General features: G+C 67.8%; 18 protein-coding genes and 1 pseudogene. 11 read left to right on the top strand and 8 right to left on the bottom strand.

Features of this window, described 5'->3' with window-relative positions; translation table 11 throughout:
* Nucleotides 1–141: 141 nt before the first annotated feature.
* Entirely contained in the window at nt 142–1,086 is a 945-nt protein-coding gene (locus CAL24_RS13345; protein ID WP_170947106.1) for a Bug family tripartite tricarboxylate transporter substrate binding protein, read from the top strand.
* Nucleotides 1,087–1,093: 7 nt separating this feature from the next.
* On the opposite strand, the gene CAL24_RS13340 is transcribed toward CAL24_RS13345, so the two are convergent.
* Entirely contained in the window at nt 1,094–1,645 is a 552-nt protein-coding gene (locus CAL24_RS13340; RefSeq protein ID WP_249278539.1) for a M23 family metallopeptidase, read from the bottom strand.
* Between the two features lie 253 nt (nt 1,646–1,898).
* Between CAL24_RS13340 and aroG the strand changes: the two genes are divergently transcribed.
* The 5 genes and pseudogenes from aroG to glcF all read left to right on the top strand — a co-directional run bounded on the left by aroG (nt 1,899) and on the right by glcF (nt 8,373).
* Nucleotides 1,899–2,972 (top strand): 3-deoxy-7-phosphoheptulonate synthase AroG, encoded by a 1,074-nt coding sequence (aroG, locus tag CAL24_RS13335; RefSeq protein WP_028355748.1) that lies wholly within the window; start codon nt 1,899–1,901, stop codon nt 2,970–2,972.
* Between the two features lie 51 nt (nt 2,973–3,023).
* Nucleotides 3,024–4,427, top strand: a complete 1,404-nt coding sequence (locus CAL24_RS13330) for an FAD-binding oxidoreductase (RefSeq protein WP_028355749.1) — start codon at nt 3,024–3,026, stop codon at nt 4,425–4,427.
* 88 nt (nt 4,428–4,515) lie between these two features.
* Nucleotides 4,516–6,016, top strand: a pseudogene (locus tag CAL24_RS13325) (FAD-linked oxidase C-terminal domain-containing protein).
* 17 nt (nt 6,017–6,033) lie between these two features.
* A complete protein-coding gene (glcE, locus tag CAL24_RS13320) occupies nt 6,034–7,143 on the top strand; it encodes a glycolate oxidase subunit GlcE (RefSeq protein ID WP_094806935.1) in 1,110 nt (369 codons plus the stop codon).
* Between the two features lie 6 nt (nt 7,144–7,149).
* Nucleotides 7,150–8,373 carry a glycolate oxidase subunit GlcF gene (gene glcF / locus CAL24_RS13315; protein WP_094806934.1) on the top strand — a complete coding sequence of 408 codons (1,224 nt, stop codon included), beginning with the start codon at nt 7,150–7,152 and terminating at the stop codon, nt 8,371–8,373.
* 58 nt (nt 8,374–8,431) lie between these two features.
* On the opposite strand, the gene CAL24_RS13310 is transcribed toward glcF, so the two are convergent.
* The 5 genes from CAL24_RS13310 to CAL24_RS13290 all read right to left on the bottom strand — a co-directional run bounded on the left by CAL24_RS13310 (nt 8,432) and on the right by CAL24_RS13290 (nt 13,409).
* Nucleotides 8,432–9,871 (bottom strand): NAD(P)(+) transhydrogenase (Re/Si-specific) subunit beta, encoded by a 1,440-nt coding sequence (locus CAL24_RS13310; RefSeq protein WP_094806933.1) that lies wholly within the window; start codon nt 9,869–9,871, stop codon nt 8,432–8,434.
* Nucleotides 9,868–10,185, bottom strand: coding sequence for an NAD(P) transhydrogenase subunit alpha (locus CAL24_RS13305; RefSeq protein WP_028355754.1), 318 nt, complete (start codon nt 10,183–10,185; stop codon nt 9,868–9,870). The genes CAL24_RS13310 and CAL24_RS13305 overlap by 4 nt, the downstream gene beginning before the upstream one ends.
* Before the next feature lie 2 nt (nt 10,186–10,187).
* Nucleotides 10,188–11,306 (bottom strand): Re/Si-specific NAD(P)(+) transhydrogenase subunit alpha, encoded by a 1,119-nt coding sequence (locus CAL24_RS13300; protein ID WP_028355755.1) that lies wholly within the window; start codon nt 11,304–11,306, stop codon nt 10,188–10,190.
* 188 nt (nt 11,307–11,494) lie between these two features.
* Complete coding sequence (locus CAL24_RS13295) at nt 11,495–12,364, bottom strand: N-formylglutamate amidohydrolase (RefSeq protein WP_028355756.1); 870 nt, start codon at nt 12,362–12,364, stop codon at nt 11,495–11,497.
* 64 nt (nt 12,365–12,428) lie between these two features.
* Nucleotides 12,429–13,409, bottom strand: a complete 981-nt coding sequence (locus CAL24_RS13290) for a Bug family tripartite tricarboxylate transporter substrate binding protein (RefSeq protein ID WP_028355757.1) — start codon at nt 13,407–13,409, stop codon at nt 12,429–12,431.
* A 150-nt stretch (nt 13,410–13,559) separates the two neighbouring features.
* Between CAL24_RS13290 and gcvA the strand changes: the two genes are divergently transcribed.
* The 3 genes from gcvA to CAL24_RS13275 all read left to right on the top strand — a co-directional run bounded on the left by gcvA (nt 13,560) and on the right by CAL24_RS13275 (nt 16,508).
* A complete protein-coding gene (gene gcvA, locus CAL24_RS13285) occupies nt 13,560–14,486 on the top strand; it encodes a transcriptional regulator GcvA (RefSeq protein WP_028355758.1) in 927 nt (308 codons plus the stop codon).
* Nucleotides 14,487–14,493: 7 nt separating this feature from the next.
* Entirely contained in the window at nt 14,494–15,624 is a 1,131-nt protein-coding gene (mnmA, locus tag CAL24_RS13280) for a tRNA 2-thiouridine(34) synthase MnmA (protein ID WP_028355759.1), read from the top strand.
* A gap of 62 nt (nt 15,625–15,686) precedes the next feature.
* Nucleotides 15,687–16,508 carry a sulfite exporter TauE/SafE family protein gene (locus CAL24_RS13275; protein WP_028355760.1) on the top strand — a complete coding sequence of 274 codons (822 nt, stop codon included), beginning with the start codon at nt 15,687–15,689 and terminating at the stop codon, nt 16,506–16,508.
* Between the two features lie 22 nt (nt 16,509–16,530).
* On the opposite strand, the gene CAL24_RS13270 is transcribed toward CAL24_RS13275, so the two are convergent.
* The gene (locus tag CAL24_RS13270; protein ID WP_028355761.1) at nt 16,531–17,142 is read right to left on the bottom strand and encodes a glutathione S-transferase; all 612 of its coding nucleotides are present in this window, start codon (nt 17,140–17,142) and stop codon (nt 16,531–16,533) included.
* A gap of 164 nt (nt 17,143–17,306) precedes the next feature.
* On the opposite strand from CAL24_RS13270, the gene purB reads away from it, so the two are divergent.
* Both purB and CAL24_RS13260 read left to right on the top strand, forming a co-directional pair.
* Nucleotides 17,307–18,683 carry an adenylosuccinate lyase gene (gene purB, locus CAL24_RS13265; protein ID WP_028355762.1) on the top strand — a complete coding sequence of 459 codons (1,377 nt, stop codon included), beginning with the start codon at nt 17,307–17,309 and terminating at the stop codon, nt 18,681–18,683.
* A 62-nt stretch (nt 18,684–18,745) separates the two neighbouring features.
* On the top strand, nt 18,746–19,204 hold the full coding sequence (locus CAL24_RS13260; RefSeq protein WP_094806932.1) for a c-type cytochrome: 459 nt from the start codon (nt 18,746–18,748) through the stop codon (nt 19,202–19,204).
* 71 nt (nt 19,205–19,275) lie between these two features.
* Here CAL24_RS13260 and CAL24_RS13255 read toward each other — a convergent pair whose 3' ends face one another.
* Nucleotides 19,276–19,968 (bottom strand): cytochrome b/b6 domain-containing protein, encoded by a 693-nt coding sequence (locus tag CAL24_RS13255; protein WP_094806931.1) that lies wholly within the window; start codon nt 19,966–19,968, stop codon nt 19,276–19,278.
* Nucleotides 19,969–19,989 lie beyond the last annotated feature (21 nt).

Genomic DNA, 19,989 nt, shown 5'->3' with positions numbered 1-19,989 from the left:
CGCCGCGCCGCATAACATCGGGCTATATCCCATCGCATAAACAGCAATCGCCGCAGCGCGGCTTTGTTCCTAGGATGCATGTCTGCCGCGGCCTCGCCCCGCGCGGGGCCGCTCATGACAACGCCTAGGAGACGATTCGTGATGCGATACCTGTTCGCCGCGCTGCTGTGCGCGCTGCCGCTGGCGGCCCATGCCTATCCGGACAAGCCCGTGCGCCTGGTAGTGCCGTTTCCGCCGGGCAGCATTACCGATGTGGTCGCGCGCACGCTCGCCGAGGGCATCGGTCCGCGCCTGGGGCAGCCGATCGTGATCGAGAACCGGGCCGGGGCCAACGGCATCGTGGGCACTGTGGCGGCGAGTCGCGCCGAACCGGATGGCTACACGCTGTTCATGGTGGGCGTCAGCACGGGAGCCAGCAATGTCAGCGCCTTCAAGTCGCTACCGTACGATCCGCGCACCGACTTCACGCCGATCGGCGCGGTCGCCGAAGCGCCCTTCATGCTGGTGGCCAGCAATGCATTGCAAGTGCGCGATCTGCAGGGACTGCTGGCATACGGCAAGGCCAATCCGGGCAAGCTGACGTACGGCTACGGTTCGGGCAGCGCCCAGTTGTGCGGCGCGCAGGTGGTTTCGATGGGCGGCTTCAGCGCCGTGCCGGTCGCGTACCGTGGCGTGCCGCAGGCGATGACCGACCTGATCGGCGGCACGATCGATTTCACGATCGCCGACATGGTCAACGGCATGCAGCAGGCCCAGGCGGGACGGGTAGTGGCCCTGGGCGTGACCAGCAGGCAGCGCTCGCCGCTGGCGCCGGATATCCCGTCGCTCGCCGAGGCCGGGTTGCCGGATTACGACCTGAATGTGTGGTTCGGCATGGCCGGCCCGGCGGGCATGCCCGGCGCGATAGTGCAACAGATCAACGCCGCGCTGGGCGAAGCGCTGGCCGATCCGGGCCTGCGCCGGCAATTCGCCGCCAGCGGCCTGACTCCCATGCCCTCCACGCCGCAGGCGTTCGGCCAGCTGATCCATGCCGATATCGATAAATGGGGCAGGGTATTCCGCGACGCCGGCCTGACGCCGCAGTAGGGTATTCCTAGCGCGCCGCGCGCAGCAGCGGGTAGGGGTTGAGCGCGCCGCCGGCCTGGTAGATGCCATAGTGCAGGTGCGGCGGGGTGGTGCGGGCATTGCCGGTATTGCCGACATAGCCCAGCGGCGTGCCCGGCATGACATGGCTGCCGGGCGCCACGTCGGCGTAGCGGTCCAGGTGCGCGTAGTAGTGCATCTGCCGTCCCGGGCCCAGCACCCATACGACGCGGCCGCCCAGGTTGTTGGTTCCCACCCTGGTCACCACGCCCTCCGTGGTGGACAGGACCGCGGTGCCGCGCGGCGCGAAGATGTCTATGCCCTCATGCCGGCGGCCGTGCGCGCGTGCCGCGCCCCAAGTGTCGGCCAGTTGGTCCGGCCCCACGCCGGCCACCGGCACGGGCAGGGCGGTCGGCGCGGGCTGCACGGAAAGCCGCAGCATATGCCAGGGGGCGCGCCACGGTTCCGGCAGGCGCGGCCAGGCCCACCAGGCGGCGGCGCCCAGCGCGACCAGAATCAGCAGGCGCCGCGCGCCGCGCATGAGCGATGAGGGGTCGGCCATGCTTGCTGGATGAGGGCTATTTGCGCAGATTCAAGGGTTTGCCTGGACGATGCGGGAATTTTTGTGCTAGAGTCTTTCGTCATGAAATTCGCGTCCCCCGCTTTTTACTTTTATTTTTATGGTTTTCTGAAGCCGCTGGCGGAGGAAGGGACGCGCGCAGTCTGAAGTCCGTAAAGAATCCCTCGAAAAAGCCGCCAGCTCCCTGGCGGCTTTTTTGTGCCGTCAGCCTGGCGGGCAACCCAGGAGCCACACCGTGTCGCACAACACCGATGACCTTCGCATCCGCGAAATCAAAGAGCTGAATCCGCCCTCGCATGTCATGCGCGAGTTTCCCTGCACCCAGCAGGCTTCCGAAACGGTCTTCGCCGCGCGCCAGGCGATGCACCGCATCCTGCATGGAATGGACGACCGCCTCATCGTCGTCATCGGCCCGTGCTCGATCCACGACACCAAGGCGGCGCTGGAGTACGCCAGCCGCCTGAAGCCGGTGCGCGACCGCCTGCAGGGCGAGCTGGAAATCGTCATGCGGGTGTATTTCGAGAAGCCGCGCACCACGGTGGGCTGGAAAGGCCTCATCAACGATCCCGGCCTGGACGGCAGCTTCGAGATCAACCGCGGCATCCGCGTGGCGCGCGAACTGCTGCTGGACATCAATACCCAGGGCCTGCCGGCCGGCTGCGAATTCCTCGACATGATCACGCCGCAGTACATTGCCGACCTGGTGTCCTGGGGAGCCATCGGCGCACGCACGACCGAAAGCCAGGTTCACCGCGAGCTGGCTTCCGGACTGTCGTGCCCGGTGGGTTTCAAGAACGGCACCGACGGCAACGTCAAGATTGCCGTCGACGCGATCAAGGCGGCTTCGCAGCCGCATCATTTCCTGTCGGTCACCAAGGGCGGGCATTCGGCCATCGTCTCCACGGCGGGCAATGAAGACTGCCACGTCATCCTGCGGGGCGGCAAGACCCCGAACTACGACTCGGCCAGCGTCGCCGCGGCCTGCCAGGACATGGCGAAGTCGGGCCTGGCGCAGCGCCTGATGATCGACGCCAGCCATGCGAACAGCAGCAAGAAACCGGAGAACCAGCCGCTGGTGGCCGAGGACGTGGCGCGCCAGCTCGAAGCGGGCGAGACCCGCATCGTCGGCGTGATGATCGAAAGCCATTTGCTGGGCGGGCGCCAGGACATGGTGCCGGGCGAGCCGCTGGTGTATGGGCAGAGCATCACCGACGGCTGCATCGACTGGGATACCTCGGTGGCGGTGCTCGAGCGGCTGGCGCGAGCCGTGAAGGAACGCCGCCGCGCCGCCGCGACCGCGGGGAAATAGCCGGACGAAGGCGTAGAATGAAAGATTCGATTCTTTCATTCGCCACCCGCCATGAACGCTCCCGCTGAATCCCTGCGTCGTCCGGTCCCGCCTGCCTGCCTGGAGGCCCTGCGCGCACTGTTCGCCGACCGCCTGTCCGTCGCGCACGCCGTGCGCGAGCACCACGGGCGGGACGAATCGCCGTATCCGCCCATGTTGCCGGATGCGGTCGTATTCGCCCACAGCACCGAGGAAGTCGCGGCGGTGGCCCGCTTGTGCAACGAGCACCGCGTGCCGCTGATCCCCTACGGCGCGGGGTCCTCGCTGGAGGGCCACCTGCTGGCCATCCAGGGCGGCATCAGCATCGACCTGTCGCAGATGAACCGCGTGCTGGCGGTCAACGCCGAAGACCTCACCGTCACCGTGCAGGCCGGCGTCACCCGCAAGCAGCTCAACGAGGAAATCCGCGATACCGGGTTGTTCTTTCCGATCGATCCCGGCGCCGACGCCAGCCTGGGCGGCATGGCCGCCACGCGCGCCTCGGGCACCAATGCTGTGCGCTACGGGACCATGCGCGAAAACGTCGTGGCGCTGACTGTGGTGACCGCGGACGGGCGCGTGGTGCGCACCGCGGGCCGCGCCCGCAAGTCGTCGGCGGGCTACGACCTGACCCGCATCTTCGTGGGCAGCGAAGGCACGCTGGGTATCATCACCGAGGTCACGGTGCGGCTGTACCCGCAGCCCGAGGCCGTCTCGGCGGCGGTGTGCAATTTCCCCTCGCTCGACGAGGCGGTGCAGAGCGTGATCGAGATCATCCAGATGGGCGTGCCGGTGGCGCGCGTCGAGTTCATGGACGCGGCGGCCGTGCGCGCGGTCAACCTGCACAGCAAGCTCACGCTGCGCGAGACGCCCATGCTGGTGTTCGAGTTCCATGGCAGCCCGGCCGGCGTGCAGGAGCAGGCCGAGACGGTCCAGGCCATCGCCGCCGAGCATGGCGGCATGGATTTCGAATGGGCCGAACGCCCGGAGGACCGCAGCCGGCTCTGGACGGCGCGGCACAATGCCTATTTCGCCGGCCTGCAGCTGCGGCCCGGCTGCCGTTCCAGCACCACCGATGTCTGCGTGCCGATCTCGCGGCTGGCCGACTGCGTGCGCGAGACCGTGGACGAACTCGATCGCGCCAGCTTTCCCTATACCATCGTGGGCCACGTGGGCGACGGCAATTTCCACGTGCTGATGTTGCTGGATCCCGACAGTGAAGCCGAGTGGCAAGAATCTGAAACAATCAATCACAATTTGGTGCGCCGCGCCATTGCGGCCGACGGCACCTGCACCGGCGAGCATGGCGTGGGCCTGCACAAGATGCAGTTCATGGCCGAAGAGCACGGCGAAGAGGCGCTTTCCCTGATGCGCAGCCTCAAGCACGCCTTCGATCCCAACAACATCCTCAACCCCGGCAAGATCGTCAACTGGTGATCGCTCGGCCCGGCAAGGGCCGCCGGCGTGGCGGGTGCGGGTAAATCCGCCCTGCCGCGAACCCTGGCCACGCGCTATTGTTGCGCTCATGAATTCATTGGTCGAACCTCATCTCGGCCGCGAGGAGCAGTCGTTTTCCGCACCCCGGGTCGTCGACGCATTGCTGGGCGTGCTGCCCGCGCACTGCGTGCTGCACCGCGAAGAAGATACCCGTCCCTATGAGTGCGACGGCCTGTCGCTGTATCGCGCGCTGCCGCCCGTGGTGGTGCTGCCGGAAACCGAAGAGCAGGTCGTGGCGATCATGCGCTTGTGCAAGCGGCTCAACGTGCCGCTGGTGGCGCGCGGCGCCGGCACCGGCTTGTCGGGGGGGCGCCATGCCGCATTCGCAGGGCGTGCTCATGGGCCTGGCCAAGTTCAATCGCATCAAGCGCATCGACCCCGCCGCCGGCGTGGCGGTGGTCGGTCCCGGCGTGCGCAACCTGGCCATTTCCGAGGCGGCGGCCGCCCATGGGCTGTACTACGCGCCCGATCCGTCCAGCCAGATCGCCTGTTCCATAGGCGGCAACGTGGCCGAGAATTCGGGCGGCGTGCATTGCCTCAAGTACGGGCTGACCGTGCACAACGTGCTGGCCGTGCGGGTCGTCACCATCGACGGCGATGTGGTCGAACTGGGGTCCGAGGCGCCGGATGCGCCGGGCCTGGACCTGCTGGCGCTGTTCATCGGCTCGGAAGGCATGCTGGGCATCGTGACTGAAGTCACCGTCAAGCTGATTCCCAAGCCGGCGTGCGCGCGGGTGGTGATGGCGAGCTTTTCCAGCGTCGAGGCGGCCGGGCAGGCGGTCACCGACATCATTGCCGCCGGCATCATCCCGGCGGGGCTCGAAATGATGGACCGCCAGGCCGTGCAGATGGTCGAGCCGTTCGTCAACGCAGGCTACGACGTGGCCGCGCAGGCGATCCTGTTGTGCGAGTCGGATGGCACCGCCGAAGAGGTGGCGCACGAGATCGAGCACATGGAGGCGGTGTTCCGCAAGGCGGGCGCGACGCGCCTGCAAGTCTCGCGCGACGAGGCCGAGCGGCTGACGTTCTGGGCGGGCCGCAAGAACGCCTTTCCGGCCGCGGGACGCGTATCGCCCGACTATTACTGCATGGACGGCACCATTCCGCGCCGCCACCTGGCGCGCGTGCTGGGCGCCATCGAGCAAATGGAAGACGAATACGGCTTGCGCTGCGCCAACGTGTTCCATGCGGGCGACGGCAACCTGCATCCGCTCATCCTGTTCGATTCAAACAAGCCCGACGAGGTCGAGCGGGCGGAGAAATTCGGCGCCGCCATTCTGGAGCTGTGCGTCAAAGTGGGAGGCACCCTGACCGGTGAACACGGCGTGGGTATGGAGAAGATAAATCAAATGTGTGTGCAATTCTCGCGCGATGAGCTGGATGCTTTCGTGGCCGTGAAACGGGCCTTCGACCCGCCCGGCCTGCTCAATCCCGAAAAGGTGATCCCCACGCTGGCACGCTGCGCCGAATACGGCAAGATGCACGTCCATGCCGGCGAACTGAGCTTTCCCGAACTGGCGCGCTTTTAGACCCCGGGACGAAGCGCATGGAATTCGTCCTGTCGGAGTTGTGCGACCAGGTCATGACGGCGCGTGCCGGCCACAAGCCGCTGTTCGTCATGGGAGGCGGCAGCAAGTCGTTCTATGGCAATTATCGTCCCGTCACCCCGCAGGACGGGCATTGCCTGCTGGACATGACCGCCTATAGCGGCATTGTCAGCTATCAGCCGTCCGAGTTGGTGGTGACCGCGCGTGCCGGCACGCCGCTGTCGGCGCTGGAGGCCGCCCTGGCCGAGCACGGCCAGATGCTGGCCTTCGAGCCGCCGCATTTCGGCGCCGGTGCGACCGTCGGCGGCTGTGTCGCGGCCGGGTTGGCCGGCCCGCGCCGCATGGCGGCCGGCGCGGTGCGCGACTTCGTGCTGGGAGCGCGGCTGCTCGACTCGCAGGGGCGCATCCTGTCGTTCGGCGGCGAAGTCATGAAGAACGTGGCCGGCTACGATGTCTCGCGCCTGCTGGCCGGCTCGCATGGCATATTCGGCGCCATACTGGAAGTCTCGCTCAAGGTGCTGCCCCGGCCGTTCGAGGAACGCAGCCTGCGGCTCGAGGCCACCCAGGACGAGGCGCTGGCGCTGTTCGCCCAATGGCGCGGCCAGCCGCTGCCGGTCTCGGCCACCTGCTGGAGCGCCGCCGGGCAGGGCGATGAAGGCCATGTGACGGTGCGCTTGTCGGGGGCGCCGCCGGCAGTGCGGGCCGCCGCGGCGCGCATCGGCGGGCGGGCGCTCGAAGCGGCCGAGGCCGGCCAGTGGTGGGCCTCCTTGCGCGAACAGACCCACCCGTTCTTCAATCGCGGCCTGCCGCTGTGGCGATTGGCGCTGCCGCCGACCGCGCCGGCGCAGGATTTCGGGCTGCCTGTCCTGGTGGAATGGGGCGGTGGCCAGCGTTGGCTGAGCGGGGCCGCCGATGCCCAGGCGCTGCGCGACGCGGCGCAACGCCTCGGCGGCCACGCCACGCTGTTCCGGCCCGCCGGCGCGGCCATTCCCGCCGACGGGGTGTTTCATCCTCTGGCGCCTGGCGTGGCCGCGATCACCCGGCGCCTCAAGCAGGAACTGGACCCGGCGGGGCTGTTCAACCCAGGCCGCCTTGTGTTGGAGCTATAGCGCAGCATGCAGACCAATCTCGCCTCCTGGGCGCGCGATACCGACATGGGCCGCGAGGCCGACGCGATCCTGCGCCGCTGCGTGCACTGCGGGTTCTGCACTGCCACCTGTCCCACCTACCAGGTATTGGGCGATGAACTGGACAGCCCGCGTGGCCGCATCTATTTGATCAAGCAGGTCCTGGAAGGCGCCGAGCCGACGCTGGCGACCCAGCAGCACCTGGATCGCTGCCTGACCTGCCGCAATTGCGAAACGACTTGTCCGTCCGGTGTGCAGTACGGGCACCTGGTCGACATTGGCCGCCATGTCGTCGACCAGAAAGTGCGGCGTCCCTGGGGCGACCGCCTGCGCCGCGCCTTGTTGCGCAAAGGCTTGAATTCACCGCTGTTCGGCCCGGCGATGCGGGCCGGGCAGATGGTGCGCGGGCTGCTGCCGGCCGCGCTCAAGCGCAAAGTGCCGGCATGGCGCAATCCCGGGCTGCTGCCAGACCCCTCGCGCCATGCGCGCCAGGTACTGATGCTGGCCGGTTGCGTGCAGCCGGCCATGATGCCCACCATCGACGCGGCGACCATCCGCGTGCTGGATGCCATCGGCATCGGCGCGCGCCTGGCGCCTGGCGCCGGTTGCTGCGGGGCCGTGAATTTCCATCTCGATGCCCAGGCGCAGGCGCTCGACCAGATGCGCGCCAACATCGATGCATGGTGGCCGCTGGTGGAGCAGGGCGGCGTCGAGGCCATCGTGATGAACGCATCGGGCTGCGGCGCGATGGTCAGGGAGTACGCCCATCACCTGCGTCACGACGCCCGCTACGCCGAACGCGCCGCGCGCATCGTGGCGCTGGTCAAGGATGTGGCCGAAGTGGTCGCGCCGCACGCCCAGGCGCTGCGCGAGCGCATGGCGCCGGGCGGCCGGGCGGCATTCCACCCGCCTTGCACCCTGCAGCACTGGCAGGGCCTGCGCCCCCTGAGCGAGCGGCTGCTGGGCGAACTGGGCTTCGACTTGCAGCCATTCGCCGATGCGCACTTGTGCTGCGGATCGGCGGGGGCGTATTCGGTGCTCAACCCCGCCATGGGGCTGGAGCTGCGCGACCGCAAGCTGGCCGCCATCGCGCCGCAGGCGCCGCCGGTGATCGTCTCGTCCAATATCGGCTGCGTGTCGCACCTGCAAAGCGGCACCGACACGCCGGTGCGCCACTGGATCGAAGTCGTGGACGAGCGCCTGCGCCGCTAACCCGGCCGTGCGCCTCGCCCGGGCGGGCAGGCGCATGGCCGGCGGGACGCGGCGTGGCTCACTCGACGGCCTTGACCATCTCCTCGAGCACTTTCTTGGCGTCGCCGAACACCATCATGGTGCGGTCCATGTAGAACAGCTCGTTGTCCAGGCCGGCGTAGCCAGCCGCCATCGAGCGCTTGTTGACGATGACGGTGCGCGCCTTGTAGGCCTCCAGGATGGGCATGCCGGCGATGGGCGAGGACGGGTCGTTCTTGGCGGCCGGGTTGACCACGTCGTTGGCGCCCAGCACCAGCACCACGTCGGTCTGGCCGAATTCGCCGTTGATGTCCTCCATTTCGAACACCTGGTCGTACGGAACCTCGGCCTCGGCCAGTAGCACGTTCATGTGGCCGGGCATGCGCCCGGCCACTGGATGGATGGCGTACTTCACCGTCACGCCTTTTTCGCCGAGCTTCTCGGCCAGCTCCTTCAGCGCGTGCTGGGCGCGCGCCACGGCCAGGCCGTAGCCGGGCACGATGGTGACCGTCTCGGCGTTGGTCATGAGGAAGGCCGCGTCGTCCGGGCTGCCCGATTTGACGCTGCGCTGCTGGCCGTCGCCCGCGCCGGCGGCGGCCGCGCCCTGGCCGCCGAATCCGCCCAGGATCACGTTGAAGAACGAGCGGTTCATCGCCTTGCACATGATGTAGGAGAGGATCGCGCCCGACGAACCGACCAGCGAGCCGGCGATGATCAGCATGGGGTTGTTCAGCGAGAAGCCGATGCCGGCCGCCGCCCAGCCCGAGTAGCTGTTGAGCATGGAAACCACCACCGGCATGTCGGCGCCGCCGATCGGGATGATGATCAGCACGCCCAGCACGAAGGCGATGGCGGTCATGATGATGAAGGGCGTCCAGTCCTGGGTGGCCATGAACCAGAAGCCGCAGCCTAGCATGGCCAGGGCCAGCAGCAGGTTGAGCAGGTGCTGGCCGGAAAACGCCACCGGCGCGCCCTGGAACAGGCGGAACTTGTACTTGCCCGACAGCTTGCCGAACGCGATGACCGAGCCCGAGAAGGTGATGGCGCCGACGAAGGTGCCGATGAAGAGCTCGAGCCGGTTGCCCACCGGAATGGCGGCGCCGGGCGCGGCGATGCCGAACGCGTGCGGCTCGGCCACCACCGCCACGGCGATCGCCACCGCCGCCAGGCCGATCATGCTGTGCATGAAGGCCACCAGTTCCGGCATCTTGGTCATTTCGACGCGCTTGGCCATCAAGGTGCCGATAGAGCCGCCCACCAGCAGCCCGAGCAGCACCCAGCCCAGGCCCGGACCGGCCGTCCCGGCGCGGGCGAGTTGCACGATGAGCGCGGCGGTGGTGAGCACGGCGATGGCCATGCCGGCCATGCCGAAGGCGTTGCCCAGGCGCGACGTGGTGGGGTGCGACAGGCCCTTGAGGGCCTGGATGAAGCACACCGACGCCACCAGGTACAGCAGTGTGACCACGTTCAGCGAGATCATTGGCTGCTCTCCTTGGCGGGCTTCTTGTCCTTTTTCTTGAACATCTCGAGCATGCGGCGCGTCACCAGGAACCCGCCGAACACATTCACCGCGGCCAGGGCCACTGCCACCACGCCCATGCCGCGGGCCAGGCCGCCCTCGGTCAGCGCCGCGGCGAGCATGGCGCCGACGATGATGATGGCCGAGATCGCATTGGTGACGGCCATCAGGGGCGTATGCAGCGCGGGCGTGACGTTCCACACGACGTGGTAGCCGACGTAGATGGCCAGCACGAAGATGATCAGATTGACGAGCGTGGGATCGATGGCTTCCATGGCTAGGCCCTCCGGATGACGCTGCCGCCTTCGCACACCAGGCACGCCGCGACGATCTCGTCGTCGCGCTTGATGGCCAGCGCGCCGTCGGGATCGGTGATGAGTTTGAGGAAATCGAGCAGGTTGCGCGCGTACAGCGCCGAGGCGTCGGTCGGCACCAGGGCCGGCAGGTTGGCCAGGCCGACCAGGGTCACGCCGTGCTTCTCGACTACCTGGCCTTTCTCGGACAGCGGGCAATTGCCGCCGCGCTCGACCGCCAGGTCGACCACCACCGAGCCGGGCTTCATGGCCTGTACGGTCTCCGCCGACAGCAGCGTGGGGGCCGGGCGGCCGGGAATCAGGGCGGTGGTGATGACGATGTCGGCCTGCTTGCAGCGCTCCGAGACCAGGGCAGCCTGGCGCGCCATCCAGGCCGGCGGCATCGGGCGCGCATAGCCGCCCGTGCCTTGGGCGATTTCGCGTTCCTCGTCGGTCTCGAACGGGACATCGATGAACTTGGCGCCCAGCGATTCGACTTGTTCCTTGGCGGCCGGGCGCACATCCGAGGCCTCGACCACCGCGCCGAGCCGCTTGGCCGTGGCGATGGCCTGCAGCCCCGCCACGCCGGCGCCCAGCACCACCACGCGGGCCGCCTTGAGCGTGCCGGCGGCGGTCATCATCATCGGGAACAGGCGCCCGTAGTGATGGGCCGCCAGCAGCACCGCCTTGTAGCCGGCCAGGTTGGCTTGCGACGAGAGCACGTCCAGGCTCTGCGCCCGCGTGATGCGCGGCGCGGCCTCGAGGGCGAAGGCCGTGAGGCCGGCCGCCGCCAGCGCCGCCAGCCCGTCGGTGTCGAAGGGGTCGAGCATGCCGGCCAGGACCGTGCCCGGTTTCATGGCCGGCAGTTCCTCGGCCGTGGGCGCGCGTACCTTGAGCACCAGTTCGCAAGCCAGCGCTTCCTGCGCGCTGCCCAGGGCGGCCCCGGCAGCGGCATAGGCATCGTCGGGATAGCGCGCCGCCAGTCCCGCGCCGCGCTCGACCACCACCGTATGCTTGGCGCCTATATATTTTTTGACTGTCTCCGGCGTTGCTGCGACACGAGTCTCGCCCTCGCGGGATTCTCGCGGTATACCGATCTGCATCGTCGCTTCTCCTCCAAGGTTCGCGTAGTTATACACGAATCGGCGGGGCGCGGCTTGCGGATGCCGGGAGGGGGCGCCCCACATGGCGGCGCGCTGTCATGGCGGCAGAAAAAAACGCCTTGGCAAGGCCAAGGCGTCAGAGAGGACCGGCGCGTTGCCGCCGGCCACGTGCGCACCCACGTCCGGCGTCAGGCCGTTTGCGCGCGCGTCCAGTCGAGCAGGGCGGCGGTCAGGCCGCGCAGGTCGTTCTTGAGCTTGCCGTAGCCCTCCGAGGGGCGCAGCGAGACTTCATCCATATACAGTTTGCGATTCACTTCGATCTGCAGGCTGTGCCTGCCTTCGGTCGGGCGGCCGAAGGCGCGCACCAGTTCGACGCCCTTGTAGGGGTCGTTCACGCTGACCTCGTAGCCGCGCTCGCGCAGCCAGGCGGCCACGAACTCGCGGAAGGCCGGGTCGCTGGTCGTGCCGTCGCGATCCCCCAGCACGAAATCGGGATGCACCAGCCCCGGCTTGTCGGTCGCGTAGGCGCCGGCCACGCTCGGCATCGAATGGCAATTGATGTGCCAGACCTGGCCGTGACGGGCATGCGCCTGGTCCAGCAGGCGGCCCAGCTCGGCGTGGTAGGGCTTCCAGCAGGCCTCGATGCGATGCCGCACCTCGTCCAGGCTCAGCTTGCGGTCGTACAGCGGGGTGCCATCGTCCAGCATGCGCCAGATCAGGCCCTTGCCCAGGCGCACCTTGGGCGACTCCGGCAGCGGCTGCGGCCAGGGTTCGGCGAGCAGTTGCGGATCGATCTCTTCGGGCGAGCGATTGGCGTCGATATAGGCGCGCGGAAAAGCGGCGGCGATGAGCGGCACGCCCATGTCGACCGCGTCGCCCCACAAGTCGTCGACCCAGGTGTCTTCGGCGGTGCGCAGCGCGGCGAACGGTACCGAAGGCGCGAAATCGGGCGGGTAGGTGGTGCCGCTGTGCGGGGAATCCAGCACCAGGGCGCCGGCGTCTTCCGGATAGCGGGCCGGCAGCGCCAGGCGATACGACAGGGGGCGGGTGATCAGCATGGGGAATCGATACAGCTACGAAAAGAGGAGGGCGGCCCTGCCGGCGGGCGGGGCCGCAGATCGATCAGTCGATCTTCACGTTGGCTTCTTTGGCGATACGCTTGTTCTTGGCGATCTCGGCCGAGATCTGCTTGGCGTACTCTTCCGGCGTATTGGCGACAGGCGCGGCGCCCAGGCTTTCCAGGCGCTGCACCACGGCCGGGTCGGCGCTGACCTCGACCACGGCCGCATGCAGCTTGTCGACCACCGGCTTGGGCAGATTGCCCGGCCCGACCAGGCCGAACCACGACGAATCATTCACCGCTTCCAGGCCGGCTTCGGCGAAAGTGGGAACGTTCGGCAGCGCGGCCACGCGCTTGGGCGCGGCGACGGCCATGGCCACCAGCTTGCCCGCCTGCACGTGCGGCAGCGACGAGGGCAGGTTGTCATACAGCACGTCGACCTGGCCGGCCAGCGTATCATTGAGCGCCGGGCCCACGCCGCGGTACGGCACGTGCATCAGGTCGGTGCCCGACGCCATCTTGAACAGCTCGCCCATCATGTGCGACACCGAACCGTTGCCAGCCGACGCATAGGCCAGCTTGCCCGGTTCTTTCTTGGCCAGCGCGATGAATTCGCTGATGTTCTTGGCCGGCACCTTGGGGTTGATCACCATGATGTTGGGCACGGCGGCCAGGTTCGAGATCGGCGTGAAGTCTTTTTCCGCGTCGAACGGCAGGTTGTGGTAAATGGCGGGATTGATGCCGTGCGTGCTCACGGTGGCAATGCCCAGCGTGTAGCCGTCGGGCTCGCTGCTGGCGACCTGCGCGCTGCCGATCGAGCCGCCGGCGCCGGCCTTGTTCTCGACCACCACGGTCTGGCCCAGCGCCTGGCCGAGCTTGTCGGCGAACAGGCGGCCGACGATGTCGGTGGTGCCGCCGGGCGGGAAGGGCACCACCAGGCGGATGGGCTTGGTCGGATAGGCGTCTTGCGCCTGGGCGGCGGTCAGCGGAGCGGCCAGGGCCGCGGCGAGGGTCAAGCCCAGGATGACATGGCGACGTTGCATGAATTCCCCCTGTAGGAAGTTGAGTATGCGGACAGCAAACCTGAAGATTCTGTGCGCCCGCAACTATTTGCGCAAACGAAAGATTCTCCGTAAGCTATTCCTTTTTCTCATGCCAGGAGTTGTAAGTAATTACGACGACTGCGTCCTCCCATGCGCCGATTCTGCCCGTCCCTGACCGACCTCCAGGCTTTCGAAGTGGCTGCGAGGCATAGCAGCTTTACCCGGGCCGCCCAGGAGCTCTGCGTGACCCAGGGCGCGGTCAGTAAACAAGTGAAACATCTGGAGGCCTTCCTCGGCGTCGAACTATTCCTGAGAATCAGGCAAGGCCTGGTGCTCACCGAGGCGGGCCAGAGCTATCTCAAGAAAATCCAGGCCGGCCTCGGCCAGATCGAAGCCGCTACCGTCGAACTGATCGCCCACCAGGGCCGGGGCGGGACCTTGCACCTGACCTGCATGCCGACCTTCGGCGCGCGCTGGCTGATCCCGCGCCTGGCCACGTTCATGCGGGTGCGGCCGGACATCCACGTCGAGTTCCTGCCGCACCGGCAAGGCTACGATTTCTCCACCCCCGAACTGGATGCGGCGGTGCGCTTCGGCGACGGCATCTGGCCGGGCAGCGGCGCCGACTACATCGTGGGACGCGATGTCGTGCCGGTGTGCAGCCCGCGGCTGATCGCGGACGGGTGCGAACGGCCCGAAGAACTGCTGCGCTATCCGCTGCTGCACCATACCTCGGCGCTGGAAGGGTGGCGCGACTGGTTCGAGCAGGCCGGCTGCGATACGCGGCGCGCCCTCGAAGGCACGCGCTTCGACCAATATTCGCTGCTGTCGCAGGCCGCGGCGGCCGGCTTCGGCATCGCGCTCATCCCGCGCTGCCTGGTCGAGGAAGAGCTGCGCGACGGCCGCCTGGCGGTGGCCCTGCAACTGCCCATCCGCGCGCGCCAGGGCTATTACTTGTGCTATCCCGAGCAGAAGGCCAGCCTGCCCATCCTGCAGGCCTTCCGCGCCTGGCTCATGGAGGTCTCCATGGCCGCCGAGCCGCGCATCGGCGACGAAACCGGCGCGGCACTAAAATAACGCCATCATGTTTTCCGTAACGCCCCGTTCATCCTCCGGCAAGGGCCGCGTCGTCGTCGGCATGTCGGGCGGCGTGGATTCCTCCGTCACCGCCTGGCTGCTCAAGCAGCAAGGCTACGAGGTCGTCGGCCTGTTCATGAAGAACTGGGAAGACGACGACGATTCCGAATACTGCTCCACGCGCCAGGACCTGCTCGACGCGGCCAGCGTGGCCGACGTGGTCGGCGTGGATTTCGAATACGTCAATTTCGCCGCCGAGTACAAGGACCGCGTCTTCGCGGAGTTCCTGCGCGAATATTCCGCCGGCCGCACGCCCAACCCCGACGTGCTGTGCAACGCCGAGATCAAGTTCAAGGCATTCCTGGACCACGCCATGACGCTCGGCGCCGAGCACATCGCCACCGGGCACTATGCGCGGGTACGCGCCATCGCCGGGCCGCACGGGCGCGAGTACCAGTTGCTCAAGGCGCTGGATGCCTCCAAGGACCAGAGCTATTTCCTGCACCGCCTGAACCAGGCACAGCTGTCGCGCACCCTGTTCCCGCTGGGCGAGCTCCACAAGACCGAGGTGCGCCGCATCGCCCACGAGATCGGCCTGCACAACGCCGCCAAGAAGGATTCCACCGGTATCTGCTTTATCGGCGAGCGGCCGTTCCGGGAATTCCTGAACCGCTACCTGCCCACCGAGCCGGGCGATATCCTCACCCCGGAAGGCCGGCGGGTGGGGCGCCACCACGGCCTGTCGTTCTATACGCTGGGCCAGCGCAAGGGGCTGGGCATCGGCGGCGTCAAGGGCCGCCAGCGCGATGACGGCACCGCCGACGCCTGGTATGTCGCCCGCAAGGACCTGAAGAACAACGTGCTTTATGTGGTGCAAGGCCACGACCACCCCTGGCTGCTGTCCGCCCGGCTGCGCGCGCTGGACGCCAGCTGGGTGGCCGGCCGGCCGCCCGCGACGGGCGGCTATGGAGCCAAAACGCGCTATCGGCAGGCCGACGCAGCCTGTATGCTGCAGGGCGCCGGCCACGACGGCGCTTTCGAGCTATCTTTCGGCCAGCCGCAGTGGGCGGTGACGCCCGGGCAGTCGGCGGTGCTGTACGACGGCGACATCTGTCTGGGCGGCGGCATCATTGCCTGACCAGGCCGCCCCGGGGAGGGGGCGGCGGTCCGGACCTGTTTCATTACCAAGAGGAGAGCGAAGTGGATGTAACGTTGTTGGTTTGCCTGCTGGCGCTGGGTGCCGTGGTGGGTTTCGCGGCCGGCCTGCTGGGCATCGGCGGGGGCATGTTGCTGGTGCCGTTCCTGACCATGCTGTTCGCCTGGAAGGGCATGCCGCAGGACCTGGTGGTGCACGCCGCCATCGCCACGTCGATGACGTCCATCCTCTTCACTTCCATTTCCAGCGTGCGCGCCCACCAGCGCAAGGGCACGATCCAATGGAAGATCGTGTTCGCCATGGCGCCGGGCATCATCCTCGGCGGCCTGTTGGCCGGCGGCGCCGTGTTCGCGGCGCTGAGCACGGCCTGGCTGTCCTTGTTCTTCGCCGTCTTCGTCGGCTATTCGGCGTGGAGCATGCTGCGCAACAAGAAACCCAAGCCGTCGCGCCAGATGCCCGGCGTGGCGGGCACCACGGCGGTGGGCGCCGGCATCGGTTTCCTGTCCGGGCTGGTCGGCGCGGGCGGCGGGTTTCTGTCGGTGCCGTTCATGGTGTGGTGCAACGTGGCGCTGCACGCCGCGGTATCGACTTCGGCGGCGCTGGGCTTTCCCATCGCGCTGGCCAACAGCGTCGGCTATGTGGTGTCGGGCCTGAACCAGGGCGCGGCGACGTACCCCGGCATGCTGGGATACATCTACTGGCCGGCGCTGCTGGCCCTGGTCGCCACCAGCGTGCTCACCGCGCCGGCCGGCGCGCACATGGCGCATCGCCTGCCGGTTGCGACCTTGAAGCGGGTATTCGCCTGCCTGCTGTTCGCGCTGGCGGCGTACATGCTGGCGAAGGCCTGGCAGGCCTTCGCGCTCTGAGGCGGCGGCGCGGCCCGGCCGCTCAGGCGGCCGGCGGGGCGCTGTCGATGAACGACTGGCGCGCCGCGAGCTTTTCGTAGTGGCGGGCCAGGTTGGGGTGGTTGGCGCGCCAGTCCAGCGACGCGAAGCGCAGGTCCAGATAGCCCAGCGCGCAGCCCACGGCGATGTCGGCCAGGCTGTAGTTCACGCCCATGCAGTGCGCCTGCTCGCCCAGGCTGTTGTCCATGGCATCCAGGCCGGCGTGGATCTTGCGGTATTGGCGGCCGATCCAGTCGTCGCTGCGCTGCGCCTCGGGGCGCTGGTTTTCCTTGACGATGATGACGCAGGCGTCGAGCACGCCGTCGGCGATGGCTTCCCAGCATTTGACCGCCGCGCGTTCGCGTCCCGATTGCGGGATCAGGCGCGCCACCGGGGAGAGGGTGTCCAGGTATTCGACGATCACGCGCGAATCGAACAGCGCGCCGCCGTCTTCCATGACCAGGCAAGGCACTTTGCCCAGCGGGTTGTAGGACTGGATTTGCGTGTCGGGAGACCAGACGTTCTCGAGCTCGAGTTGGTAGTCCAGCTTCTTGTCGGCCATGACGACCCGCACTTTTCGAACATAGGGACTGGTAAGCGAGCCGATCAGTTTCATGGAAGCCACAAGCGAAGTCGGAAAGCGGCCGCAGTATAACAGGGACAGGCCACCTCAAGCGCGCGACGTTCTCGGCACGCAACGCTTTTGTCCAACATTGTTACATTACCCCGGGTGATAAAATCGCCACCCGCCTTTCATCGATTCACTTCCGTTTCCACGCCATGCAGATTGCCGACCAGATCAGTCATCTCAACGCTCTTTCGCCGCTGGACGGCCGCTATGCCGCGCGCGGGGACGCGTTGCGCGGCCTGCTGTCCGAAGCCGGCTTCATGGCCCACCGGGTCGAGGTCGAAGTGGCATGGCTGGCGGCATTGTCCGACGCCGGCCTGCCCGAGCTGGCGCCGTTTTCCGCCGAGGCGCGCGCGCGGCTGGCGCAACTGGTGCGTGACTTCTCCGAAGCCGACGCCGCCCGCATCAAGGACATCGAGCGCACCACCAACCATGACGTCAAGGCCGTCGAATACTGGCTCAAGGAAAAGGTCGCGGACGATGCCGAGCTGGCGCGCGCGGCCGAGTTCATCCATTTCGCCTGCACCTCGGAAGACATCAACAATACTTCGCATGCGTTGATGCTGACCCGCGCCCGCGCCGAGGTCATCGTGCCGCGCCTGCGCCAGATCGCCGGCAAGCTCGAGGACATGGCGCGCCTTTACGCCGACCAGCCCATGCTGTCGCGCACGCATGGCCAGCCGGCCAGCCCCACCACGCTGGGCAAGGAATTCGCCAACGTCGCCGCGCGCCTGGGCCGCGCCATCGCCGCCATCGAGGCGGTCGAGCCGCTGGCCAAGCTCAATGGCGCCACCGGCAACTACAACGCCCACCTGTCGGCCTACCCGGAGATCGACTGGCCGGCCTTCAGCGCCCGCGTGCTGCAGGGCCTGGGGCTGACCCAGAATCGCCACACGATCCAGATCGAACCGCACGACTGGATGGCGGCGCTGTTCGACGCGGTGGCGCGCGCCAACGTGATCGTGCTGGATCTCGACCGCGACATCTGGGGCTATGTGTCGCTCGGCTACTTCAAGCAGCGCCTGAAGGAGGGCGAGGTCGGCTCGTCCACCATGCCGCACAAGGTCAACCCGATCGACTTCGAGAATTCCGAGGGCAACCTGGGCCTGGCCAATGCGGTGCTGCGGCACTTGTCCGAGAAGCTGCCGGTGTCGCGCTGGCAACGCGACCTGACAGACTCCACCGTGCTGCGCAACCTCGGCGTGGGGTTCGGCTACAGCCTGGTGGCATGGGATTCCTGCCTGCGCGGGCTGGACAAGCTGGAGGTGAACGCCGCCGCCATCGACGCCGACATCGACGCGTGCTGGGAAGTGCTGGCCGAGCCGGTGCAGACGGTCATGCGCCGCTACGGGCTGCCCCAGCCCTACGAACAGCTCAAGGCGCTGACGCGCGGCAAGGGCATCACCGAGGCGGCCTTGCGCGAGTTCGTGCGCGGCCTGGCGCTGCCCGACGAGCCCAAGCAGCGGCTGCTCGCGCTGACGCCGCGCGCCTATGTGGGACTGGCCGCGCGCCTGGCCCGAGAGGTATAGTCGGCACTGCCGGCGCCGTCTGTCGCGGCGCCGGTCTTGTCGTACCTACCGGGAGATCCTTCATGAAGCAGTTCCCCTTGCTGGCCGCCGCGGCCTGTTTCAGCGTGATGTCGCTGTGGTCCACGGCGTCCCAGGCGCAGTTCGCCAAGCCCGCCGACGCCATCAAGTACCGGCAGTCGGCGCTGACGCTGATGGCTTCCCACTTCGGCCGCATGCAGCCGGTGGTCAAGGGCCAGGCGCCATACGACGCGGCACAGATCAAGGCCAACGTGCAGATCCTGGCCACGCTGTCCGAGCTGCCCTGGGCCGGGTTCGGCCCCGGCACCGAAGGCGGCGATGCTCTGCCCGAAGTCTGGAGCGATGCGGCCGGCTTCAAGCAGAAGCAGGACCGCTTCAAGGAGAACATGGCCAAGCTGTCGGCCGCCGCCGACTCGGGCGACCTGGGGCAGCTGCGCGCAGCGTTCGGCGACGTGGGCGCAAGCTGCAAGGCCTGCCACGATTCCTATCGCAAGAAGAAATAAGCGGCGTGGCAGCAATAAAAACGGCACCGCACGGTGCCGTTTTTTTTGCCCATGCGCCGTTGCGGCGCGGGCTACGAGAACGAGAAATCAGCCACGATCTCCAGCGAGCGTATCCATAGCACCAGCCCCGTCGCCAGGGCGGCCGCGACCAGGGCGCGCAGCCAGACGGCCGGGCCGTCGTCGGCGGGCGAAGTCGCGGCGGGCAGGTCTTGCGGGCGTGCATCGCCAGTGATCATCGGCCGCACCAGGCGCTTGCGCCGCACCGCCACGTACCACGCCACGGCCGCCAGGTGCAGGACGACCAGGCCGATGATGATCCACTCGTTGGAATGGTGCCAGGACGTCAAGCGGCCGGCCACCGTTTCGTCGACGCGGGCATAGAGCGGCCCTTGCGTCATGATGTCGTCGGTGGCGAACAGGCCGCTGACCGCCTGGAAGCCCAGCGCGGCCAGCAGCGCCACGACCGATAGCGCGCCGAGCGGATTGTGGCCCGCCGGCGCCGCTGCGCCGCGCAGGTACGCCTTGATGGCGGCCGGCCCGCGCAGGAAGGTGGCGAAGCGCGCATAGCGCGGCCCCACGAAGCCCCACAGCAGGCGAAAGACGATCAGGCCGAGCGTTGCAAGCCCGAAGCGCACATGCCAGTCCATATACAGCCCGCCCAGCTTGACGCTGACATAGGCGCCGATGACACAGGCGGCAAGGGCCCAATGGAACAGGCGGGTGGGCAGATCCCAGATGCGTATGGATGAGCGCGTGTGCTGCATGGCGGCGGCGGCAAAGGACGA

Source organism: Bordetella genomosp. 2 (assembly GCF_002261345.1).
Lineage (GTDB): Bacteria > Pseudomonadota > Gammaproteobacteria > Burkholderiales > Burkholderiaceae_B > Bordetella_A.
The sequence above is the reverse complement of the archived record's forward strand: the minus strand, read 5'-3'. Positions and strand labels throughout refer to the sequence as shown.